The 19,469-nt window shown below is 56.0% G+C and carries 22 protein-coding genes; 15 read left to right on the top strand and 7 right to left on the bottom strand.

From position 1 onward, the window contains the following. Nucleotides 1-200: 200 nt before the first annotated feature. Nucleotides 201-2,189: an alpha/beta hydrolase family protein gene (locus tag BQ5353_RS01525; RefSeq protein ID WP_071427166.1), complete on the bottom strand. Its 1,989-nt coding sequence runs from the start codon at nt 2,187-2,189 to the stop codon at nt 201-203. A 442-nt stretch (nt 2,190-2,631) separates the two neighbouring features. Here BQ5353_RS01525 and BQ5353_RS01520 point away from each other — a divergent pair, with 442 nt between their 5' ends. From BQ5353_RS01520 to BQ5353_RS13360, 14 genes are all read left to right on the top strand, one after another. Next, nucleotides 2,632-3,132 carry a YqeG family HAD IIIA-type phosphatase gene (locus BQ5353_RS01520; protein ID WP_054331252.1) on the top strand — a complete coding sequence of 167 codons (501 nt, stop codon included), beginning with the start codon at nt 2,632-2,634 and terminating at the stop codon, nt 3,130-3,132. Next, complete coding sequence (locus tag BQ5353_RS01515) at nt 3,129-3,992, top strand: TIM barrel protein (protein WP_071427165.1); 864 nt, start codon at nt 3,129-3,131, stop codon at nt 3,990-3,992. Before BQ5353_RS01520 ends, BQ5353_RS01515 begins: the two co-directional genes overlap by 4 nt. 156 nt (nt 3,993-4,148) lie before the next feature. Then, nucleotides 4,149-4,706, top strand: coding sequence for an elongation factor P (gene efp / locus BQ5353_RS01510; protein WP_054331039.1), 558 nt, complete (start codon nt 4,149-4,151; stop codon nt 4,704-4,706). Nucleotides 4,707-4,837: 131 nt separating this feature from the next. Continuing rightward, a complete protein-coding gene (locus BQ5353_RS01505; RefSeq protein WP_054331040.1) occupies nt 4,838-5,290 on the top strand; it encodes a CD1247 N-terminal domain-containing protein in 453 nt (150 codons plus the stop codon). Between the two features lie 343 nt (nt 5,291-5,633). Continuing rightward, nucleotides 5,634-6,680: an FAD:protein FMN transferase gene (locus tag BQ5353_RS01500; protein WP_071427164.1), complete on the top strand. Its 1,047-nt coding sequence runs from the start codon at nt 5,634-5,636 to the stop codon at nt 6,678-6,680. A gap of 17 nt (nt 6,681-6,697) precedes the next feature. Then, the gene (locus tag BQ5353_RS01495; RefSeq protein WP_054331042.1) at nt 6,698-7,243 is read left to right on the top strand and encodes a Gx transporter family protein; all 546 of its coding nucleotides are present in this window, start codon (nt 6,698-6,700) and stop codon (nt 7,241-7,243) included. A 15-nt stretch (nt 7,244-7,258) separates the two neighbouring features. Next, the gene (rsxC, locus tag BQ5353_RS01490; protein ID WP_369949013.1) at nt 7,259-8,563 is read left to right on the top strand and encodes an electron transport complex subunit RsxC; all 1,305 of its coding nucleotides are present in this window, start codon (nt 7,259-7,261) and stop codon (nt 8,561-8,563) included. Between the two features lie 15 nt (nt 8,564-8,578). Then, on the top strand, nt 8,579-9,514 hold the full coding sequence (locus BQ5353_RS01485) for an RnfABCDGE type electron transport complex subunit D (protein ID WP_071427162.1): 936 nt from the start codon (nt 8,579-8,581) through the stop codon (nt 9,512-9,514). Then, nucleotides 9,515-10,465 carry an FMN-binding protein gene (locus tag BQ5353_RS01480; protein WP_054331043.1) on the top strand — a complete coding sequence of 317 codons (951 nt, stop codon included), beginning with the start codon at nt 9,515-9,517 and terminating at the stop codon, nt 10,463-10,465. Nucleotide 10,466: 1 nt separating this feature from the next. Beyond that, nucleotides 10,467-11,150: an electron transport complex subunit RsxE gene (rsxE, locus tag BQ5353_RS01475; RefSeq protein ID WP_054331044.1), complete on the top strand. Its 684-nt coding sequence runs from the start codon at nt 10,467-10,469 to the stop codon at nt 11,148-11,150. A 3-nt stretch (nt 11,151-11,153) separates the two neighbouring features. Beyond that, nucleotides 11,154-11,744 carry an electron transport complex subunit RsxA gene (gene rsxA / locus BQ5353_RS01470; protein ID WP_071427161.1) on the top strand — a complete coding sequence of 197 codons (591 nt, stop codon included), beginning with the start codon at nt 11,154-11,156 and terminating at the stop codon, nt 11,742-11,744. Between the two features lie 28 nt (nt 11,745-11,772). Next, nucleotides 11,773-12,630 carry an RnfABCDGE type electron transport complex subunit B gene (locus BQ5353_RS01465; protein WP_054331045.1) on the top strand — a complete coding sequence of 286 codons (858 nt, stop codon included), beginning with the start codon at nt 11,773-11,775 and terminating at the stop codon, nt 12,628-12,630. Nucleotides 12,631-12,854: 224 nt separating this feature from the next. Then, nucleotides 12,855-13,274 carry a tyrosine-protein phosphatase gene (locus BQ5353_RS13365; protein ID WP_074026293.1) on the top strand — a complete coding sequence of 140 codons (420 nt, stop codon included), beginning with the start codon at nt 12,855-12,857 and terminating at the stop codon, nt 13,272-13,274. Next, complete coding sequence (locus BQ5353_RS13360) at nt 13,193-13,459, top strand: tyrosine-protein phosphatase (RefSeq protein ID WP_267888291.1); 267 nt, start codon at nt 13,193-13,195, stop codon at nt 13,457-13,459. The genes BQ5353_RS13365 and BQ5353_RS13360 overlap by 82 nt, the downstream gene beginning before the upstream one ends. Nucleotides 13,460-13,554: 95 nt before the next feature. Here the strand turns inward: BQ5353_RS13360 and BQ5353_RS01455 are convergent, their stop codons facing one another. Both BQ5353_RS01455 and BQ5353_RS01450 read right to left on the bottom strand, forming a co-directional pair. Beyond that, the gene (locus BQ5353_RS01455) at nt 13,555-14,052 is read right to left on the bottom strand and encodes a GNAT family N-acetyltransferase (RefSeq protein WP_054331047.1); all 498 of its coding nucleotides are present in this window, start codon (nt 14,050-14,052) and stop codon (nt 13,555-13,557) included. Next, nucleotides 14,046-14,705 carry an HAD family hydrolase gene (locus BQ5353_RS01450; RefSeq protein ID WP_054331048.1) on the bottom strand — a complete coding sequence of 220 codons (660 nt, stop codon included), beginning with the start codon at nt 14,703-14,705 and terminating at the stop codon, nt 14,046-14,048. The genes BQ5353_RS01455 and BQ5353_RS01450 overlap by 7 nt, the downstream gene beginning before the upstream one ends. Nucleotides 14,706-14,919: 214 nt before the next feature. Here BQ5353_RS01450 and BQ5353_RS01445 point away from each other — a divergent pair, with 214 nt between their 5' ends. After that, entirely contained in the window at nt 14,920-15,627 is a 708-nt protein-coding gene (locus tag BQ5353_RS01445; protein WP_054331049.1) for a coiled-coil domain-containing protein, read from the top strand. An 83-nt stretch (nt 15,628-15,710) separates the two neighbouring features. Here BQ5353_RS01445 and BQ5353_RS01440 read toward each other — a convergent pair whose 3' ends face one another. The 4 genes from BQ5353_RS01440 to BQ5353_RS01425 form a co-directional block, all read right to left on the bottom strand. After that, complete coding sequence (locus BQ5353_RS01440) at nt 15,711-16,898, bottom strand: amidohydrolase (protein WP_071427159.1); 1,188 nt, start codon at nt 16,896-16,898, stop codon at nt 15,711-15,713. Between the two features lie 162 nt (nt 16,899-17,060). Continuing rightward, nucleotides 17,061-17,783, bottom strand: coding sequence for an amino acid ABC transporter ATP-binding protein (locus BQ5353_RS01435; RefSeq protein ID WP_054331051.1), 723 nt, complete (start codon nt 17,781-17,783; stop codon nt 17,061-17,063). Then, nucleotides 17,776-18,450, bottom strand: a complete 675-nt coding sequence (locus BQ5353_RS01430; RefSeq protein WP_054331052.1) for an amino acid ABC transporter permease — start codon at nt 18,448-18,450, stop codon at nt 17,776-17,778. The genes BQ5353_RS01435 and BQ5353_RS01430 overlap by 8 nt, the downstream gene beginning before the upstream one ends. Nucleotides 18,451-18,550: 100 nt before the next feature. Further along, nucleotides 18,551-19,429, bottom strand: a complete 879-nt coding sequence (locus BQ5353_RS01425) for a transporter substrate-binding domain-containing protein (protein ID WP_054331053.1) — start codon at nt 19,427-19,429, stop codon at nt 18,551-18,553. Nucleotides 19,430-19,469 lie beyond the last annotated feature (40 nt).

Genomic DNA, 19,469 nt, shown 5'->3' with positions numbered 1-19,469 from the left:
TTGATTTTATTATCGCATGGCATTCGATTTGGCACAATAGACGGGAAAGAGAAATAGCAGAGGGATGTTTGTATATATTTTTTTGCTTTGGGGAAAACACGGCCAATTGAGGAAAGATGCCCCTAGTATTGGGGAAGTCTAAAACGCAAAAACGGGATGGCGCGGCAAAAGCCGCGCCATCCCGCTTGGAAACAGGAACGCTATTTCAGGAATTTTTCAAACCAATTGGTGATCTCGTCCAGGCGGCGGATGCGGTGGTTGGGCTTGCCACCGCGGCTCAGCTCGTGGTTCTCGCCGTGGAACATGCACAGGCGGCTTTCCACCCCGTGGAGCTTGAGTGCGGTGAACATCTGGAGCCCTTCCACCAGCCAGCAGCGGTAGTCCTCATCTGAGTGGATAAATAAGGTGGGGGTTTTCACCTGGTCGGCGTATTTAAGGGGGGAATGCCACCACATTTTTTCCACATTGTCCCAGGTGTTGGCCGCCATCTGGTCGTCGCCAAACCGGTAGCCGATGTCAGTGGTGTTGGAAAAAGACACCCAGTTGGAGATGCTCCGCTGGGAGGCTGCACAGGCGAACCGGTCGGTGTGGCCGATGATCCAGTTGGTCATAAAGCCGCCGTAGCTGCCGCCGGTAACTCCCATGCGGGCGGTGTCGATGGCAGGGTATTTGGCGATGACCGCATCGGTGAACTTCATCAGGTCGTCGTAGTCATAGGTGCCATAGGCGCCTCGCAGTTCAGCGAAGGCGTCGCCCCGGCCGTCGCTTCCCCGGGGATTCATAAAGAAGACAAAGTATCCCATGCCGGCCCAAGCCTGCATCTCATGGAAGAAGACGGTGCCAAAGGCAGTCTTGGGACCGCCGTGGATGTCGATAACCGCCGGGTACTTCTTACTGGGGTCATAACCGTAGGGAGGGATGACCCAGCCCTCCAGGGTGATGCCGTCGTTCTCAAAGAAGCAGGGCTCAGGGGTGGCGATGGCGTGGGTTGTGAAGTACTCCTCATTGAAGGAGGTCAGCCGCTTTTCCTCTTTGCCGCACAAGCTGTACAGCTCGGGGAGGCGCATGCCCCGCTGGCCGATAAAGTAGAAGCAGTCATCGCCCAGGTCAAAATCATCGATGGAGCCGATGGGTTCGCCGATGAGCTCCACCTTGTCACAACCCAAAGTCACTTTGCCAATGTGGTTGGCATGGCCCCGGGTGGTGATGAAGAAGAGGCTGTCGCCACTGGTGTGGTAACCGCCGTATTTGCCCAGCTTCACGTCGGAGCCCAAGGTGCTGGCGATGCTGTAATCGTTCTCCGCAATCAGTTCCAAGCCCTTTTCGCCAACCACATAGAAGTTGTAGGCGGTGTTCATGCCATGGGCTTTGCGGTCGGTGGCCGCCACGATGATCTTATCCCGCAGGAAGTCGGCATAGCCCAGTTTCAAATCCTCATCCTGGCAGACGAGGGTTTTCTTTTCGCCGGAGGCGATGTCATACAGGTAAAGGCCGCTGGCCTGGCCCAAGATATCGTCGTAGCTGGTGGAAATGTAGAGGAGTTTGCCATCTTTGGTTTTGAGGAGGCCCACTGTCTCATTCTCCGCAGTGAGAGAGGTCAGCTTCCCGCTGGACTTGTCAAAAAGGTAGAGGCGGTTGCGGTCTTTGTTGACAAATCCTGCGCCGTTGCTCCAGTAGGGGAGCTCATCTAGGACCTCATAATCTTTCTCCGCTTTCAGATCGGCGATGGCCTTTTCTTTTTCTTCGCCGTGAAGGCTGTGGAGATCGGGGGCATATTTGTTGTATTTGGCGGTAAGGGCAAACAGGTCGCCGCCCAAGGGTTTGACTGCGGTCACCGAGAGGGGGACCCGCATAAACTCGACTGCTTCGCCGCCGGTGACGTCGATGGAATAGTAGACCGTCCAGGGCTCGCCTTTTTTGGAGGCTTCCGTCAGAGCTTTATTCCGCTTGGCCGAGGGGAAGATCAGGGTGGTGTCATCCAGCCAAGTGTAGGACTTGCCATCCCCCTGGGAGGTGAGGCGGCGGACAGCGCCGCTGGCGATCTCATAGAGGTAGATATCCCCATCGTAATCGTTGTCCTTGCCGTTTGCTTTCTGTACAACCAGAGCAGCGCGGGTCTTGTCGGGGGACAGGGTCAGGGAAGACAGAAAATGGAACGAGAAAAGATCTTGGATTTTTACATTTTCCACGGAAAAGACCTCCTTCTGTCGATGTGAACGGATTTTGTAATTTCATTATCGCACATTATAAGGATAGTTTGCAATAGAACAACCTTAGAATCGACGCTGGAAATCTTGTGTATATTGCTTTTGTAGATGGGGGAGAAAGCAATCAGGTTTGGAACTATTGACGATGTGATGTGCACGGTGAGAGGACGGTGTGATTCCCACAGCAGCATGAGGGAGAAGGCTCCGTTTAAAGACGGCCTGGCTTCATGGCGGGACGGATATTTGCGGAGGGTCAAAACCGAAAGATGGTGGCTATGGGAAGGGTTTTGTGCTACAATAATCGCAAAGAGATTATTGGGGAAGAAATTTCTGTATTTCTTGGGGAAGATAAAGGGGAGAAGGGGCCGGCGCCTTTTTGAAGCTCCCAATCCAACTAGACAAACAAAAAATGGCGGAGGACAATATGCCCATCTTTTACCCGACAATTGATGTAAGAGGGGTCTGCGATATCACCCTAGAACTGCTGGGCCGTCTGGGGGTCCGGGCCTTGATTTTAGATGTGGACAACACCTTGACCACCCATGACAACCCCGTCCCCTCCCAAGGGGTGCGGGAGTGGCTGGCGAAGATGCGGCAGGCGGGAATCCCTATGATGATCGTATCCAACAACCACTATGAACGGGTCAAGCCCTTTGCCCAATTGCTGGGCCTCCCCTTTGTAGAGGACGGCAGGAAGCCCTTATCCAGTGGGATGAGCCGTGCGGCCCAGTCTATGGGGGTCTCCCCGCGGGAGATCGCTGTGGTGGGGGATCAAATCTTTACCGATATCCTGGGGGGGAACCTGTTTGGGGCAAAGACCATCCTCGTTCAGCCCATCGAGCTGGAGGACAAGCCCTTTTTCAAATGCAAACGGTTTTTAGAAAAAGGGGTGCTCCGCCGCTATCAAAGGAGGAAGACAAGATGATTCGTTTTGGGCCTGCGGGCAATTCCGACAGCTTTAAGGCTATGGGGTATAAAAAGACCATCCAGGTGCCGGAATATGTGGAAAAAATGGGGCTCAACGCCTATGAGTACCAGTGTGGCCGGGGGGTGCGCATCAGCGAGGAAGCCGCCCGGGAGCTGGGGGAGGAGGCAGCCCGCCGGGGCATCGCCCTTTCGCTGCATGCGCCCTATTACATCTCCCTCTCCAGTTTGGAGGAGGAGAAGCGGGAAGGCAGCGTGGATTACATCCTCCAATCGGCCAAAGCGGCCAGCGCCATGGGGGCCACGCGGGTGGTGGTGCACTCCGGGTCCTGTGCCAAAATCTCCCGGCAGCAGGCGCTGGAGTTAGCGGGGGACACACTGCGAAAGGCCCTGCGCGCCCTGGATGAAAACGGCCTTTCCCATATCCGGCTCTGCCCGGAGACTATGGGCAAGGTCAACCAGCTGGGCACTTTGGAGGAGGTGGTGGAACTCTGCCGCATCGACGAGCGGATGCTCCCCTGCATTGACTTTGGCCACCTCAACGCCCGGACCTTCGGGGGGCTCAAGGAATTTTCCGATTACAAGCGCGTCTTTGACCACATTGAGGACCGGTTGGGAGTCAGCCGCCTGCGGGAGTTCCACTCCCACTTCTCTAAGATCGCGTATACCGAAAACGGAGGGGAAAAGATGCACCTCACTTTTGCGGACACCGTCTACGGCCCGGATTTTGACCCGGTGGCAGAGCTCTTGGTGCAGAAAAACTGCGCCCCCACCATCATCTGCGAATCCGCCGGCACCCAGGCGGAGGATGCTGCCCAAATGTTCGCCGTTTACCGGGAAAAGGCGGCCAAACAGTCCTAATCGTTGGTTAAGCAGGCAAATTTGCATGCAAAAGCCCCATTTTAGGGGAAAAACAGCAAAAATATTTCGCTTTTTGCTTGCAAAACGAACCGAGATAGGATAGAATTAGTACGTTAAACATCTTACAGGAAAAGTTAATTTTTGGAGGTTTCATACATGATTTCTGCAGGTGAGTTTCGAAACGGCGTTACTTTCGATATGGACGGCAACGTTTTTCAGATTATCGAGTTTCAGCATGTAAAACCCGGTAAAGGCGCCGCCTTTGTGCGCACCAAAATCCGCAATGTAATTTCCGGTTCGGTGGTTGAAAAAACTTTTAACCCCACCGATAAATTCCCCACTGCATTCATTGAGCGCAAGGATATGCAGTACCTGTACCAGGACGGCGACCTGTACTACTTTATGGACAACGAGACCTATGAGAATATCCCTATCAACGCCGACAAGCTGGGTGACAACTTCAAGTTCGTCAAAGAGAACACCGATGTCAAGGTTCTTTCTTACAAAGGTGTGGTCTTCGGCGTGGAGCCCCCCTTCTTTGTAGAGCTGGAGGTCACCAAGACCGATCCCGGCTTCAAAGGCGACACCGCCACCAACGCCACCAAGCCCGCCACTGTGGAGACCGGCGCGGAGATCAAAGTCCCCCTGTTTATCGAAGAGGGCGACCGCATCCGCATCGACACCCGCACCGGCGAGTACATGGAACGCGCATAACAAGCATGTGGATTGAAGTGAACACCCAGGTGTTCACTTCAATTTCTATCAACACATGGGTATCCCAAAGTAAATTTTGGAATATCAATGCTAATTAGACCAATCCTATTATCGCAAAGGAGGAAGAACAAATGACTATCACGGAAAAAGTATCTTATCTGAAGGGCCTGGCCGAGGGTTTGAGCATTGATGACACCACCAAAGAGGGCAAGATTATCAAAGCAATCATTGACGTTCTGGATGACGTTGCATTTTCTGTAGCCGATCTGGAGGATGGTCTCGCTGAGGTTTGCGATCAGGTTGATCTGATTGACGAGGACCTGGAAGCTCTGGAAGAGGAGTTCTACGGCGACGAGGACGAGTGCGACTGCGATGGGTGCAGCGACGAGGATTTTGACGGCGACCTGTACGAGGTGCAGTGCCCCGCCTGCGGCGACACCATCTGCATTGATGAAGAAACTCTGGAGCAGGGTGAGATTGAATGCCCCAACTGCGGTGAGCTTCTGGAATTTGATCTGGAAGAGGAGTGCGAGGACGAGGGCTGCGATTGCGGCTGCTGTGGCCACGATCACGACGCAGAATAACGAATTTTCCCCAAATGGCGAAAGAAGGGCCTGGCCTTTCTTTCGCCATTTTTTTGTCATTGAGGGGCAGGAGTACTTATCTATTTATCCAAAAACCCCTTTTGTATTTTGGCAAAAGAGTTGAATTGGTAGATACTTCGACTAAGAATATGAATATTTTATTGACATTTGCATGAATAATCTTTAAACTTAGATGTTGGTGTATTGGGGTTTATGGCGAATTTTGCTGGAGATCCCACTGCGCTACAGAAGCATTTTCCATCCCCTTTTTCTTCGGGAAATGTTGTGTTTTTTGACGAAAAACAGTATACTTATCCTGTACAAAATGAGAGGGGGAACGCCGATGCAACCAAAGAAAAAAGCCGCTGCACTGCTGCTGGCATTTGTTTGTTTTCTGGGCGCCTGTACCCCGCAGCCTAGGCAGGAAATCCCTGTGAAATCGGGGATGACCTTCGCCTTTGATACGGTGATTGAACAGACCTGGTATGGGGAAGCGGGGAAAACTGCCTACCTGGACATCGCCAAAAAGCTGGGCGCCATGGAATCAAAATTGTCCCTTTACCGCCAGGGAAGCGAGATCGACCGCCTCAACCAAGCGGCGGGCAAGGAATACGTCCCCCTTTCAGAGGACACCTTCCAAATTCTCAAACAGGCCAAGGAATGGTCCATTGCCTCCGGTGGGGTGTTTGACGTAACCATCGCGCCGGTCACCACCCTGTGGGGCATCACCGGGGAAGACCCTAAAGTCCCGGGGGAGGAGGAACTGCAAAGCGCCCTCTCTCTGGTGGGGGCAGAGGGCATCCTCCTAGACGAAGCCACCCATTCAGCTATGTTGGCCCGGGAAGGGATGGCGGTGGACCTGGGCGGGGTTGCCAAAGGGATGCTTCTGGATCAAATCCGGGGTATTGCCCAAGAAGATGGGGTGGATTCCGGCTTTGTCTCCCTGGGGGGAAACATTCTGGCTATCGGCCAAAAACCCGATGGGAAGGAATTTGTCTTTGGCCTGCGGGACCCTAGGGGGGATGGTGGGGAATACCTAGGAACCTTGAGCATCCCTGGCCTCACCATGGCCACCACAGGGGACTATGAGCGTTTTTTTGAGCAGGATGGCGTCCGATACCACCATGTGATCGACCCCCGCACCGGCTATCCCGCCAAGACCGACCTCATCTCCCTGACGGTTATCTCCGCGGATGGGGGCCTGGCAGACTACCTCTCCACTACCTTTTTTATCTATGGAAAAGAGGTGGCTCTCCAATACCTGGATGAGGAGGAGTTTTCTCTGATTGCGGTGGATGAGGAGAAAAACGTCTACCTTTCTCCAGCGCTGGTGCCGAAGTTTACCCCCAATGAGCAAAAGACCGAGTATACCTTCCATCTGGAAGGGTAGGGAAAGGATCTGTGCCCATGCCAAAACCGCAGCCGGGTGGCAGAATCCCCACCATAAAAATTGCCCTGATGGGCCTGCTGTTTGCCCTTGCTATGGCCTTGAGCTATGTGGAAGGGCTGTTGCCCGTTCTGCCGGCTCTGCCCCCTGGGGTAAAGCTAGGGCTTTCCAACATCGTCACCATGTATTGCCTTTTCTGCCTGGGCGGCAAGGAAGCCCTCACCCTGGCAGTGCTCAAATCTTTGTTTGTGCTGTTGACCCGGGGCGGGGTGGCCATGGCCATGAGCTTGGCTGGGGGCCTCTGTTCCCTGGGGATTATGGCGGCACTTTGCGCCCTCAAGCGCTTTGCGCCCAGCGCTTTTTTGATCAGCGTAGCTGGCGCAGTATTCCACAATTTGGGCCAATTGGGGATGGCAAGTTTCATCCTGCGCTCCCAGTTTGCCCTTGCTTACCTGCCTATAATGGTGTTCTCCGGAATCTGTATGGGAGCCTTGACCGGCACCCTGCTCCGGGTACTGACACCTTATATGAATACACTCCATGTTTGTCAAACAAAAAATACATAGCACGGGAGGATACAGATTGTGTCAAAGTTAAAATCTTTGCATGGCGTCAAAGTGAAGCACTTCAAAAATACCGAAGACTGCTCCACTGAGATTCTGCCCATTCCGGACAGAGTTGTGATCTCCATGTCACAGCACATCGGCAAGCCCTGTGACCCGACGGTGAAAATCACCGATTTGGTCAAGGTTGGCCAGGTCATCGGGACCAGCGATGCCTTCATCAGCGCCCCGATTCATTCCAGCGTGTCCGGCAAGGTGGTGGCAGTGGACGAAATTTTGATGTCTAACGGCCAGAAGACCAAGGCGGTCACCATCGAGACCGACAAACTCCAGGAGGTGGACGAATCGGTTGTGCCGCCGTCCGTCAACAGCTTTGAGGAGTTCATCCAGGCGGTGAAAGCCTCCGGCCTGGTGGGCTTGGGCGGCGCCGGTTTCCCGACCTATGTAAAACTCAGCCCCAAAAACCTCAGTGAAGTGGATACCCTGTGCATCAACGCCGCTGAGTGCGAACCTTACATCACCTCCGATTACCGCACCATCATGGAGGATGCCGAGGATGTTCTGAACGGCGCCCGCCAGGTGCAGAAATACCTGGACCTGAAAAAGGTCATCATCGGGGTGGAGGACAACAAGCCCAAAGCCATTGCCCTCCTCAAGGAGATGACCGCAGGGGATGCTTCCATCGAAGTGGCTTCCCTGCCGGCCAAATACCCCCAGGGCGCTGAAAAGGTGCTGATTTACCACACCACCGGCCGTGTTGTGCCGGAGGGGAAACTCCCCGCGGATGTGGGGGTCATCGTGATGAACGTGGCTTCGGTCGCCTTCCTGTCCAAATACTTAAAGACCGGTATGCCCCTGACCACCAAACGGGTCACTGTGGATGGCAGCGCCATCGCAGAGCCTAAGAACTTGCTGGTCCCCATCGGCACACCCATCCAAAATTTGATCGACTTCTGCGGCGGTTTCAAGACCGAGCCCGGCAAGGTGCTGATGGGCGGCCCCATGATGGGCATTGCCGTCAACCGTCTGGATTACCCGGTGTTGAAAAACAACAACGCCATCTTGGCCTTTGATGAGAAGGACAGCCGGGAGCCGGAGGAGACCCCCTGCATCCGCTGCGGCCGCTGTGTGAACGCCTGCCCGTTCAACCTGATGCCCGCCTCCATTGAGAAAGCCTTTAAGGCCGGCAATGTGGATGCCCTGCGGGAGCTGAAGGTCAATCTCTGTATGGAGTGCGGTTGCTGCGCCTTTGCCTGCCCGGCCAAACGCCGGCTGGTGATGACCAACCGCCTGGCCAAAAAAATGCTGACACAAAAGAAATAATATGGGGTGAACACTTTGAGCAATAAACTGATTGTAACTCCCTCGCCGCATGTAAAGGATTCGGTCACCACCCAGTCGATTATGGGCAACGTTGTGTTGGCCCTCGCCCCGGCCATGGTGGCTTCAGTCCTGATCTTCGGCGTCCGGGCTCTTCTAATTTTAATTACCTGCGTGGTCTCCTGCGTCGCGGCGGAGTACCTGTTTGAGATGGTCTGCAAAAAACCCAATACCACCAAAGATTTGAGTGCGGTGGTCACCGGTGTCATCCTGGCCATGAACCTGCCTTCCTCCCTCCCCCTGTGGATGGCTGCGGTGGGTTCCATTGTGGCCATTGTGGTGGTCAAGCAGCTGTTTGGCGGCATCGGCCAGAACTTTGCCAACCCCGCCATCACCGCCCGTGTGGTGCTGCTGATCTCCTTTACCCAGCCCATGACCAAATGGGTTTCCCCCAATTTTGGCACAGCGGCTTTTGATGCCATGGGCGGCGCAACCCCTTTGGCGGTGATGAAAAACGCAGGGGAGACCCTGCCCTCCCTCACCGAGATGCTGCTGGGCTTCCACGGCGGTTCCCTGGGTGAGACCTGTTCCATCGCCCTGTTGATCGGCGGCCTGTACCTCATCGCCAAAAAGATCATCAGCCCCATCATCCCGGCCAGCTTCATCGCCACCGTGTTTGTGCTGACTGCGGTGCTGGGACAGAACCCCATCTACCACATCCTGGGCGGCGGCCTGTTCCTGGGCGCCTTCTTTATGGCTACCGACTATGTCACCTCCCCGGTGACCGATAAAGGCAAGTTGATCTTCGGCATCGGCTGCGGTGTGATCACCGTTCTGATCCGCCTCTTTGCCAACTACCCGGAGGGCGTCTCCTTCGCCATTTTGCTGATGAATATCATCACCCCTCACATTGACAACCTGACCCGGAACAAAGCGTTTGGAGGTGCGTACTAGATGAGCGTCTTCCAAGATTTTATCAAGCCCACCCTGGTGCTGGCGGTAATCTGCCTGGTGATCTCCTTCGCCTTGGCCAAGACCTACAGCATCACCCAGCCCATTATTGACCGGCTGGCCATTGAGACTGCCAACGCAGCCCGTGCGGAGGTTCTGCCCGGCGCGTCTGACTTTGAACAGCTCACCGTTGCCAATATGCCGGAAGGAGGCTTGGATGCCTACCGCGCCACCGACGGTTCGGGCTATGTGATCACCACGGCCTGGAAAGGTTACGGCGGCACCATCAAGGTGATGTTCGGCATGGATGCAAACGGTGTCATCACAGGGGCCAAAGTGCTGGAAAACTCCGAGACTGCGGGCCTTGGTACCAAAGCTTGCGACCCCAAACACATGGTTCAGTACACCGGCAAAACGGTGGATACCCTGGGCGAGGTCAATGCTGTTGGCGGTGCCACCGTCTCCTCCACAGCCATTATGAACGCGGCCAAAGCTGCTTACCGCGTCTACAACGAAGTGGGCGGAGAGGGGGCAGCAGCTCCCCAGCGCGCACCGGCCAAGGAAGAAACTCTGCGGGCCATTTACCCTGACGCCCAGGAGTTTATCCCTTTGGATATGGAGGTAGAGGCTTACCGCGTGGATGGCAAAGAGCACATCGTTGTCATCAGTGAGCCCAGTTTCCACGATGATATCGTGGCGGCAGTCGGTTTCGCGGAGGATGGCACCATCACCGGCGTGGCCCTGGACTATATCAATGAAAACCCGGATTATGGCATGAAGGTTGCCCGCCCGGAGTACCTGGAACAATTCATCGGCAAGACCAGCGCGGACGAGGTCGCCAGCATTTCCGGTGCCACTTCTTCCAGCGACGTGCTGAAAAAGGCGATCAACAAAGCCGTTGCCGCCCATCCTGCTGCGCAGCAGGCCCCCGAGCTGCAGAAAGGAGCAGAGTAACATGGGAAAGAGATTGAAGATTTTAACCAACGGCATCATTAAGGAGAACCCAGTATTGGTGCTGCTTTTGGGCACCTGTCCCACCCTGGCGACCACCTCCATGGCCATCAACGGCCTGGGCATGGGTGTAGCTGCCACTGTGGTGCTCATGTGCTCCAACCTGGCCATTTCCCTTTTGAAGAAGATTATCCCGGATAAGGTCCGCATCCCTTGCTACATTGTAGTAATCGCCGGCTTTGTCACCGTGGTTCAGTTCCTGGTAAAAGCCTTTGCCCAGGATCTGGACAAAGCCCTTGGTATCTTCCTGCCGCTGATCGTCGTCAACTGCATCATTCTGGGCCGGGCGGAAATGTTCGCCAGCAAAAACGGCCCGGTGGATTCGGTCTTGGATGGCCTGGGCATGGGCCTTGGCTTCACCTTGGCGCTGACCTTGATCGGCTCGGTGCGTGAGATCCTCGGCGCCGGCACCTGGATGAGCGGCACCCCTTTTATGGTGGACCTGACCGGCATTCTCTCCACCCCCATGAGCATCTTCACCCTGGCGCCCGGTGGCTTCTTCGTATTCGGTTGTATGATCGCTTTGATCAACAAGCTGACCAAGGGCAAAGCCATTAAGAAGAAGGAATTCGGCTGCGCCAATTGCCCCAACGCTTCCAGTTGCGGCGCTGCGAAAGGAGGCTGCTAACCCATGAAAGAAATGATGATCATCCTGTTTAGCGCCATCCTCACCGAAAACTTTATCCTGGCCAAGTTTATGGGCATCTGCCCCTTCTTGGGCGTTTCCAAAAAGCTGGATTCTGCCGTGGGAATGAGCGTGGCCGTAACCTTTGTTATGGCCATGGCCACTGCAGTTACCTGGCCCATCTACACTTACCTGCTGGTTCCCAATGGGCTGGATTACCTCCAGACGGTGGTGTTCATCCTGGTCATTGCGGCCCTGGTACAGCTGGTGGAGATCATCCTGAAAAAGTATGTCCCCGCCCTGCATAAATCCCTGGGTATCTATTTGCCTTTGATCACCACCAACTGCGCCGTGCTGGGCGTCACCATGCTCAACATCAGCAAGGAGTTGAACTTTGCTGAGTCGATGGTGAACGCGGTGGGCGCTGGCCTGGGCTTCCTGCTGGCCATGGTGCTGTTCTGCGGCGTGCGGCAGCGGCTGGAGGACATCGACACCCCCGAGTGCTTCAAAGGAATCCCCATCACATTGATCGCGGCTTCTATCGTATCGGTATCCTTTATGGGATTCGGCGGCCTGGTCGAAGGCCTGTTTAAATAACAAAACTAGAAGATAGGAGTCTGATACTATGAATGATTTTATGGTTCCTGTTTTGATTGTGACAGGCATCGGTATTTTGGCCGGCGTCATCCTGTCCGCCGCCGCTAAATTTATGGCAGTCAAGGTGGATGAGCGGTTTGAAAAGATCCGCGCTGAGCTTCCAGGCGCCAACTGCGGCGCTTGCGGCTATGCCGGTTGTGACCAATATGCCCAGGCTCTGGTGGAGAATCCAGATCTGGCTACCAATCTTTGTGTGCCTGGCGGCGCTGGTGCAGCCAAGGCTTTGAGCGAGATCATGGGCGTCTCTTTTGAGGCGACTGTGCCCAATTATGCGGTGGTCCACTGCAACGGCACCTGCAACAATACCCAGTATGCGGTGGATTATGAAGGCCCTGCCACCTGCGCTGCCTGCAGCACCTTGTTCGGCGGCCGCGGCACCTGCCCCAATGCCTGCCTCGGTTTTGGCGACTGCGTCAAGGTCTGCCCTTATGGGGCCATCGACCTGGTGGACGGGGTGGCTGTAGTGGATAAAAACCTCTGCGTAGGCTGCGGCCTCTGCGCCAAGACCTGCCCCAAAGCGCTGATCAGCCTGATCCCGGTGACAAGCAACGTCTATGTGCGCTGCTCCAGCCAGGAGAAGGGCGCCGCCACCCGCAAAGCCTGCAAAACCGGCTGCATCGCCTGCCGTAAATGCGAGAAAGCTTGCCCCTCCCAGGCGATCACCATTGTGAACAACCACGCGGTGATTGACCCAGCCAAATGCACAAACTGTGGCACTTGTGTAGCTCAGTGCCCCACCGGGGCCATCCACGAGTACAAATGCCCAGTAGAGTTGGCCGCCCAGGCGAAAGCGGAAGCCGCTGGAGAAGAGAAAGCGGCGGAATAACCCCGCGGATATAACCAATCAAAAACAGCACAGCCAACTTGGGCTGTGCTGTTTTTTCAAATGGGGATGGGGAGGAGCGCCCGTCTGATCCTCTTCTTAGGGCAGTGGCGCTCCCATTGGGCTGCTGTCCAGGAGAGCTGGGAATTTCTTATCAGGGGTTGGCTTCGCGTGATAAAGCCTGCGCTTTCCTTCCAAATTTGTGCCGGCGCGAAGCGACAGATTCCTTGCGCTACCTGCGCAGTGACTGCCCTGTGGATTTAAAGGAAGGGGAGTTGGAACAGTTCCGGCAGTGGCGGGTTACCACCGTCATCGACCTGCGCAGCGCAGAGGAGATTGCCCGCAAACCCTGCGCTTTTGCGGGGAGAGAAGGGTTTTACTACCATTCCCTCCCACTGGCAGGAGGCGGCCTGCCGGATACGGAGGACGATGTGGCAGTATTCTACTTTGACATGGTGGAGCCGGGGGAACGGATGAAACAGGTGATGAAAACCATTGCCGCCGCCCCTGGGGGGGCCTCTTCCACTGCACGGCGGGAAAGGACCGCACCGGCGTCACCGCGGCTCTGCTCCTCTCCTTGGCGGGAGTGGCGAAGGCGGATATTGTGGCGGATTATCAGGTATCCTACACCTATATCCAGCCGCTGATAGAAGCCATGCGGGGGGATCACCCCGATCTCCCCGCCTTCATCGGCCGTTCCAACCTGGAATACATGGAGGCTTTCTTGGACCGCTTCCAGAAGACCTTCGGCACGGTGGAGGAGTACCTGCGGGGTATCGGCCTCACCGGGGAGGAGATCGAAGCCCTGCGGGCAAAGCTCCTTCGCCCATGAATCCAAACAGGCGGCCGTACCCCCGCCGCAGGAGGATACCATAAGAAAGAACAGAGAAAGACCCCTTCCACCAAAACCTAGGTGGAAGGGGTTTGCTATTGGAGAAATTTGTTCATCAGGAGGATGTCCTGGTACTGGCCATCTACAAAAAAGGCCCGGCGGCGGACCCCTTCCTGCTCAAAGCCGAAACGTTCATACAGCCGAATCGCCCGGCCGTTGCCAGACAGCACTTCCAGCTCCACCTGTTCAAACCGGCCCTGGGCCTGGTTGAGGGCAGCCTTTAGAAGGCGGCCCCCGAGTCCGTGATTCCGGTAGGCGGGCAGCAGGCCGATCCCCAGCCGTCCCACGTGGCAACAGCAGTCCCCTGGCAGGGCGATGATGTCACACCAGCCCACCAGCCGATCCTGGTCGTCTACTGCCACTAGAATAGGGCAGTTGTCGTCAAAAGCGGAGCGGAAAAACGCCTTGGTGGAGGCCAGGGAGAAGCCGGTGGTGCGGGAAAGATACCGCCGTTCCCGGGCGACAATGTCCACAGCGGCGCAGTAGGCCTTGGCGTAGCGCATAGTGGCGGGAATAATTCGGATGTTTACCATGCCGCTTTCACCGGCTCTCCAATCAAATCCTGGACTGCGTCAAAGATGGCGGCGGCACAGTCCACAGTCCGGTCGGAACCGGCCATCTCCGCCGGGCAGTAGCCATACAGGCAGCCGATGAAGGGGATGGAATTGCCCCGGGCCGCCTCCATGTCGAAGATCCGGTCGCCCACCATCACCGCCGCCTCCGGCTCCTCCCGCTGGAGCAAAAGGCCCAGGGTGTCCACCTTGGTCAGGCCGGGGAGAAGGGGCTGGATGGCGTCGATTTTGTCCAGCAGATGCAGGGCGGTCAGCACCGGCACAATGTAGTCCCGGGCGGAGTTGGAGCAGACAGCAGTGCGGTACCCAGCTTGGTGCAGCCGGTCCAGTAATTCCGGGATGCCCTCAAAGCTGCCGCAGCTTTTTTCCATAATCACCTTTTCCCAATACAGCTCCCGCTCCAGGTAGCGCAGATGATCCTCATGGGTAAGATGGGGCAGGAAGCGTTTGGCGTAGTCGATGGGCCGCCCGCCGAGGCATCCCTTAAGATCCGCCTCCGGGATGCCGGTGACCCCGAATTCCTCTAGGGCCTTCTGTTGGGCCGCCACCGAATAGAGGTCAGTGCGGTTGAGAGTCCCATCCAAATCAAAGATGACCAGTTTGTCGCGGCTCATAAAAAATCCTCCTATGCTGCCGATGAAATCTTCTTTATTATACCAAGCAGGGTGGGAAAATCAATGGAGATCGGGTAAATTTGGGGAAAAGTCCTGGAAATATATGCAAAAAAACAGCATTTGTATTTTGGCGAATTCCTTGTTATAATGGGACAATGAGGAAAAAAACCGGGCTGGAATCATCCAGCCTGCGACCAATAGGGAGTAAAAACGCATGGAAGAACAAATTTTGTTTAAAACAACCGCCTTGGGCGGCTTTGAAAAGAAGGCAGTTCTCGCCTACATTGACGAGCTGACCGCCAAACACCACGCTGAACTTGCACAGAAGGAAGAGAGAATCAACAGCTTATTCGCCGAAAAGCAGGAGGCGTCCCACCGGGCATCGGAATCCCAGTCACTGGTCAATTCCCTGACTGGGCAGCTTCAGGAGGCGCAGAAGAAGCTGGAGGAACTGGAGCAAAAGCTGGCCAACCAGGAAAGGGAGACCAACATCCAAAAGACAGTGGTCAAAGAAAAGGACCAAGAGATCCGCGCCCAGGCGGAAAAATGCCGCCAGCTTCAGTTCCAGGTGGAGACCTTGGACCGGAAGAGCAAAAAGTTTGACGAAGCCGCCGCCCAAGTCGGCGCCGTGCTGGTGGATGCCCGCAGTACAGCCCAATCCATCATCGCGGAGGCAAAAGCCGAAGCGGATGCCCTGCGGGAAGAAACCGCCAGATCCGCCAAGGGGATGGAAGAGGAGATCCTGCGGTTCCAAAAGGAGCTGGGCGGGCTGCGCACTGCCTTGGGGGAGTTGACCCAGCAGGCGGTATCCCGCTTGAATGATGTGGATTCCCTGGCGGATACAGTGCTTTCCCACTGCGCCCAGCTAATCGGGGAAGAGGAGGCGGAGCTCTCCGCCCAGGAGGAGTGCGTCCGGTTATAAGCGTAAAGTAAAATACCACAGGGAGGCCCCAAAAAACTTGGGGCCTCCCTGTTTTTGCGAGGGGAAGGACGCCGCAGTGGATTTTAACAATCCAACAGGCGGCAGTCCTTGGCAATGAGGCAGCCGCGTCGGAATACCATCCGCTCCACTGGGGGTTGGGCTACGCACTGGGCGGGGCAAGAACCCTTGACCAGCAGGAAATCCGCGGGGCCGCCTGGCAAGGGCTCCCAGGATTCCAGTCCCAGAAGCTGGGCTCCAGACCGGGTGCAGAGGTCCAGGACCAAATCCAGCTCGCTGTCGTTGCGGCAGAGGTTTTTCATGGCGATGAGGGAAGCCCTCTGGAGCATGTCTGGGGTGCCGAAGTGGCTCCACAGGTCCTGGATATTGTCGTTTCCGCAGGCGGTTTTTACCCCGGCGGCGGCCAATTCCTGGATGTGGGGGAAGGTGGCCAATTGAGGCTGGCCGCAGGTGATGATGGTGATATCTGCCCGGGCCAGCTTTTCCAGCAGAGGGGGAACCAGGCCGGGGATGGGGGCGCCCAGACAGAAGGCGTGGCTGATAGCTACCTTGCCCTGCATGCCCAAAGCCTCGGTCCGCTGAATGATTTCCTCCATATCATAGGCGCCTAGCTCTGCGGGTTCGTGAAGATGGATGTCCACTGGCTTGCCGTGCTTCTGGGCCAGTGCAAAGATGGCATCCAGGCAGCCTTTGGAGTCCCGGTCCAAGGCGGAGGGATCCACGCCGCCCACCAAGTCGGCTCCCATCGCAAGAGCTTGGTCCATCAGCTCATAGGTGCCGGGGCGGCTCACAAGCCCACTCTGGGGAAAAGCCACCAGCTGGAGGTGGAACAGATCCTTGTACTCTTCCCGGGCGGCTAGGGCCCCCTCTAGGAGGGAGAGGCCGTGTTGGGTATCCACGTCGATGTGGCTGCGCATTGCCAGCACCCCGTACCCGAGAGAGCTGCGGATGTGGCGCACTGCCTGGCGGTAGGGGTCCAGCCCCCAGGCGATCCGGTGTTCCCTCTCATTGGCGATGAGGTTGACAAGGCCGGGCTTAACCTCGTTTTTGATCCAGTCAAGGCCCAGGGTGGTTTTGTCCAGATGGGCATGGCAGTCACAGAGGGGGGGAAGGAGAAGATACCCGTCCCCATCGATAGAGGACTCGGTGCCGGCAGCTAGGGAACCCGCTGGGCCTACCTGCTGGATCCGTCCATCCTCTAAGAAGAGGTCGGCACAGGAGCAGTCGGGATGTCGGACATTTTGAATGGTCATACTCACGCTGCATCCTCCTTTTTATTGTGGAATAGCACTGTTATTTTGATTATACCACAACGGGAAAGGGGTGAGAATAGGGGAGCGGTGCGAATAGCGTATAGAAAAACAAGGCCCCCAACCGGTGGGAAGCCCTGTTAAAAGTCTGCACAACAGTGTCGCTTACAGCACCTTGGAGAGAAAGTCGATGGTGCGGGGGTTCTGGGGGTTGTTGAATACAGCTTCGGGGGTGCCCTCTTCTAGGATCCGGCCTTCATCCATAAATAGGATGCGGTCACCAACCTCCCGGGCAAAGCCCATCTCATGGGTGACCACCACCATGGTCATACCGTTTTTGGCAAGATCCTGCATCACCGCCAGCACCTCGCACACCATCTCCGGGTCAAGGGCGCTGGTGGGTTCGTCGAAGAGCATCACCTCCGGCTCCATAGCCAAGGCGCGGGCGATGGCGATCCGCTGTTTCTGTCCGCCGGATAGGGAAGAGGGATAGGCGTCCGCCTTGTCGGAGAGCCCAACCATCTGCAGCAGCTCGTCGGCCTTGCGCCGGGCGTCGGTTTTGGACATCTTCTTGACATGGATGGGGGATACGATGATGTTTTCCCGCACCGTCATGTGGGGAAAGAGGTTGAACTGCTGGAACACCATACCCATCCGGGTACGGATGGCGTTGACATCGGTCTTGGGGGCGGTGATCTCCTGCCCGTCAAAGAGGATGGAGCCGCTGTCCGGGGTTTCCAGCAGGTTGAGGCAGCGCAGGAAGGTGGATTTCCCCGAGCCGGAAGGCCCGATGACCACCACTACTTCCCCTTTGGCCACTTGGGTGGAGATGTCCCGGAGCACATGGTTTTTGGCAAAGCTCTTGTTTAAGTTGGCGACTTTAATCACAGGTCTTCATCCTCCGTTCTGCAAAGCTGACCATCCGCCCCAAGGTGAAGGTGAGCACCAGATAGAAGAGGGCGGACACCATCAGCGGCTCCAGGGAGAGGTAGGTGGCACCTTGCACTACTTTGGCGGAGTAGGTTAGTTCACCCACACCCAGCACATAGGCCATGGAGGAACCTTTGATGATGGATACAAACTCATTGCCCAAGGCGGGCAGGATGTTTTTGATGGCTTGGGGCATGATGACCAGCCGCATGCTCTGCATCCGGGTCATACCCAGGCAGTGGGCAGCTTCCTCTTGTCCAGGGTCCACTGCCTGGATACCAGCGCGGATGATCTCGGAGACATAGACGCTGGAGTTAAGGGTGATGGCCAGAACCACAGCGTTGGCGGCGGATAGATCCCACCCAAACATCATTTTAAAGCCAGAGAAGGCGATGAGGATTTGCAGCAGCACCGGGGTGCCGCGCATCACTTCGATGAAGATTGTAGAGACCACCCAAAGGGGACGCACCTTTAAGATGGAAAAACGGGATGTGCGCATCCAGTAAACCAGGATGCCGATGAGCGTTGCGCCGATCACCGCCCAGACAGAGAGGACGATAGTCAGCTTTAAGCCGCTGATAAACTTGGGCAGATAATCTGCCACAAAGCTAAAGTTGAGTTTCATGGAATGTAGCCCTCCTGCGAGATTTCAGGGCAGCACTCTGCCCAAGAAAGGGTGCAGGATAACCCGCCTAAGTGGATTATCCTGCAAAAGGGGTATTTTGTTATGCTTCTTCCGCGCTGACATTGTTGGCTGCAATTTCGCAGGCGCGGTTCATAAATTCGTCGATCTTGCCCTCGTCTTTCAGGCGGATGATGGTGGAATCCAGTTGGGCTTTCAGAGCATCAGAGCCTTTGCGGATGCCCACCGCTGCACCGGGGGAGTTGAGGAAATCAAGGTCAAACTCAGAGCCTTCGGCGACGGTGAATTCCGGGTTGGCCGCCATGGCCTGTTTGCAGACGATGTCAGCGGTGACCAGCGCATCGATCTGATCGGCCTTGAGGGCCAGCATCAAGGTGTTCATGCTCTCGATGAGCATGTATTCGTCGTCGGGTTTATCAGGGAAGGCGTTGTTGACCGCCTGCTGCTGTAGGCTGGAGAGCTGGACCCCCAATTTTTTGTCCTTCAGGTCATCTAGGGTCTTGTATTGGCCGACGTTTTTCTTGTTGATCATCGCCACAGTTTTGCTCTTGTAGTAGGGTTCGGAAAAGTCGATCTGCTCCCGCCGCTTTTCAGTGGCGGACAGGCCGGAGATCAGAATGTCCACCTGCCCGGCGTTGAGGGCGGTGATCAGCGCGTCGAAAGCCAGCTCTTTGATTTCCAGCTCCACCCCCATGTCGTCGGCGATGGCTTGGGCGATTTCGATGTCCATGCCCACCAGCTTATCCTCACCGTTTTCCATGATGTGGAACTCATAGGGGGCGAATTCGGCGTTCATGCCGACGATCAGTTTTCCCCTCTTCTGAATATCGGAGAGGGAGGTGTCCTCCCCTTCACTGGATTCTCCAGAACTGGAGGAAGAGCCTCCGCCGCAAGCGGTGAGGGAGAGTGCCAGGGTAGCAGCCAAAAAGCCGGCCGCAAAGCGTTTCCATATAGTTTTCATGGTCATATTCTCCTTCTATCATTGGGAAGGGGACCGCGGG

It is taken from the genome of Merdimmobilis hominis, from assembly GCF_900104615.1.
GTDB lineage: Bacteria > Bacillota > Clostridia > Oscillospirales > Ruminococcaceae > Merdimmobilis > Merdimmobilis hominis.
The sequence above is the reverse complement of the archived record's forward strand: the minus strand, read 5'-3'. Positions and strand labels throughout refer to the sequence as shown.

Bases quoted from the DNA above. Each gene is read 5' to 3' on its own strand.
- BQ5353_RS01465 (WP_054331045.1), top strand. From the start codon at position 11,773: ATGAATGATTTTATGGTTCCTGTTTTGATTGTGACAGGCATCGGTATT.
- BQ5353_RS01520 (WP_054331252.1), top strand. From the start codon at position 2,632: ATGCCCATCTTTTACCCGACAATTGATGTAAGAGGGGTCTGCGATATC.
- efp (WP_054331039.1), top strand. From the start codon at position 4,149: ATGATTTCTGCAGGTGAGTTTCGAAACGGCGTTACTTTCGATATGGAC.
- rsxA (WP_071427161.1), top strand. From the start codon at position 11,154: ATGAAAGAAATGATGATCATCCTGTTTAGCGCCATCCTCACCGAAAAC.
- BQ5353_RS01495 (WP_054331042.1), top strand. From the start codon at position 6,698: ATGCCAAAACCGCAGCCGGGTGGCAGAATCCCCACCATAAAAATTGCC.
- BQ5353_RS01515 (WP_071427165.1), top strand. From the start codon at position 3,129: ATGATTCGTTTTGGGCCTGCGGGCAATTCCGACAGCTTTAAGGCTATG.
- BQ5353_RS01430 (WP_054331052.1), bottom strand. From the start codon at position 18,450: ATGAAACTCAACTTTAGCTTTGTGGCAGATTATCTGCCCAAGTTTATC.
- BQ5353_RS01505 (WP_054331040.1), top strand. From the start codon at position 4,838: ATGACTATCACGGAAAAAGTATCTTATCTGAAGGGCCTGGCCGAGGGT.
- BQ5353_RS01450 (WP_054331048.1), bottom strand. From the start codon at position 14,705: ATGAGCCGCGACAAACTGGTCATCTTTGATTTGGATGGGACTCTCAAC.
- rsxE (WP_054331044.1), top strand. From the start codon at position 10,467: ATGGGAAAGAGATTGAAGATTTTAACCAACGGCATCATTAAGGAGAAC.
- BQ5353_RS01425 (WP_054331053.1), bottom strand. From the start codon at position 19,429: ATGAAAACTATATGGAAACGCTTTGCGGCCGGCTTTTTGGCTGCTACC.
- BQ5353_RS01480 (WP_054331043.1), top strand. From the start codon at position 9,515: ATGAGCGTCTTCCAAGATTTTATCAAGCCCACCCTGGTGCTGGCGGTA.
- BQ5353_RS01440 (WP_071427159.1), bottom strand. From the start codon at position 16,898: ATGACCATTCAAAATGTCCGACATCCCGACTGCTCCTGTGCCGACCTC.
- BQ5353_RS01455 (WP_054331047.1), bottom strand. From the start codon at position 14,052: ATGGTAAACATCCGAATTATTCCCGCCACTATGCGCTACGCCAAGGCC.
- BQ5353_RS01445 (WP_054331049.1), top strand. From the start codon at position 14,920: ATGGAAGAACAAATTTTGTTTAAAACAACCGCCTTGGGCGGCTTTGAA.
- BQ5353_RS01500 (WP_071427164.1), top strand. From the start codon at position 5,634: ATGCAACCAAAGAAAAAAGCCGCTGCACTGCTGCTGGCATTTGTTTGT.